This window comes from Protofrankia sp. Cas8 (assembly GCF_963555845.1).
Classification (GTDB): Bacteria; Actinomycetota; Actinomycetes; order Frankiales; family Frankiaceae; genus Protofrankia.
In genome coordinates, this window is sequence record NZ_CAUVXI010000332.1 from 2,301 (window position 1) to 4,139 (window position 1,839).

Below are 1,839 nucleotides of genomic sequence, written 5' to 3' on the forward strand. Positions count from 1 at the left end.
AACAGGCGTGGGTGCAGACCAACACGGCGGGCCGGGACGTGTACGCGGTGCAGCGCGGTTCGCAGGTGTTCTACGGGACGGGTGGCCACCGGCCGGATGCCTGAGGTGCGGTTACGGCGGGCGGTCGGCGGCGGTTGATGGCAGCCGGCGAACGGGTCAACGTTGCCGGCCGTGACCTTTATGCGGCGGAGAAGCAGTATTTCTACGGCTCGCAGCCGGGCTATCAGCTGGTGCCGTTTCCGATCGAGGCACCGGTGCTGCCGGCGTCGGTGTGGGAGGCGCCGAGCCGGTTGCTGTCCGTCCGGTACCGGCTGGTGCGGTTCGCCGGCCGGGAGGATGACCTCGCGGACCTGGCGGGGTGGCGTGACGGCGGGTCGGGGCTGGCGGTGCGGCTGGTCCACGGTCCGGGCGGGCAGGGCAAGACCCGGCTGGCGGCGCAGTTCGCCGCCGAGTCCGCCGTGGCGGGGTGGGCGGTGTGGACGGCCCGTCAGGAGCCGAGCCGGACGGCGGACCAGGGCCCGCTGCCCGCCGGGCGCGGGGTGCTGATCGTTGTGGACTACGCCGAGCGGTGGCCGTTGGGGGACGTGGTCGCGTTGCTGGCGGACCGGCGCATTCCCGCCGGGCTGCCGGTGCGGGTGCTGTTGGTGGCCCGGCCGGCGGCGGACTGGTGGCGGTCGCTGGCGCACCGGCTCGGTGAGAAGAATGCCGGGGTCAGCCAGCAGCCGCTTGGCCCGGTCGCGGCGGGAGAGACGACCCGGGCCGGGTTGTTCACCGCGGCGGCGGCCCGGTTCGCCGACCTGCTCGGGGTGGCCGACGTCGCCGCTGTTGGTCCGCCGGTCGGGTTGGCGGACGACGAGGCATTCGCGTTGGTGCTGACGGTGCACATGGCGGCGTTGGTCGCGGTGGACGCGGCCCGGTCCGGGCGGCCCACCCCGGCCGGACCGGGCGCGCTGTCGGCGTATCTGCTGGGCCGGGAGTGGGATCATTGGCGGCGGCTGCATGACAAGGCCGCGCAGCCGATGGTGACCGGCCCGCGGGTAATGGGGCGGGCGGTGTTCACCGCGACGCTGACCCGGCCGCTGCCCCATGACCTGGCGGCCGGTGTGCTCCAGCGGGTCGGGCTGGCCGCTGCCGAGGACACCGCCGGACAGATTCTGGACGATCATGCCCTGTGTTATCCGCGGGCGGACCGTGCGTTGCTGTTGGAACCGCTGTATCCGGACCGGTTGGGGGAGGATTTCCTCGCGCTGCAACTCCCCGGCGCCGGCGACGGGCAGGATTTCGATCCGGACCCGTGGACGACGACGGCGCTGCCGCGGCTGCTGACGGTTGGGACCGAGACGCCGCCGGTGTATCTGGGTCGGGCGTTGACCGTTTTGGTGGAGACCGCGAAACGCTGGCCGCATGTCGGCGCCTGGCTCGCGACGGTGCTACGTGACCGCCCCGATCTTGCTGTTGCGGGCGGCACGCCGGTGCTGGTCAGCCTCGCATCCTGGGACGATGTCGACGTTGAGCTGTTGGAGGCGGTGGAACAACTGTTCCCCGACCATCGTCATGTCGAGTTGGACGTGGGCATCGCCGCGGTCGCCTCCCGGCTGCACACCCACCGGCTCGCTCAGGCCAGCGACCCGGCCGACCGGGCCCGGTTGCATGAACGGCTCGCCTGGCGACTCGACCATGCCGGCCGGCGGGAGGAGGCCCTGGCCGCGACCGAACAGGCCGTCAAGATCTACCGGCGGCTGGCCGCGGCGAACCGGGCCGCGTTCGAACCCGGCCTCGCCGGTTCCCTGTCCAACCTCGGCATCTGGCTGTCGGAGCTGGGCCGGCGGGAGGAGGCGC

1 pseudogene is annotated in these 1,839 nt (G+C 72.9%); it reads left to right on the forward strand.

The annotated features are described in order from the left end of the window. Positions 1-137: 137 nt before the first annotated feature. A pseudogene (locus U9977_RS26365) lies at positions 138-1,839 on the forward strand (tetratricopeptide repeat protein); the annotation flags it as partial.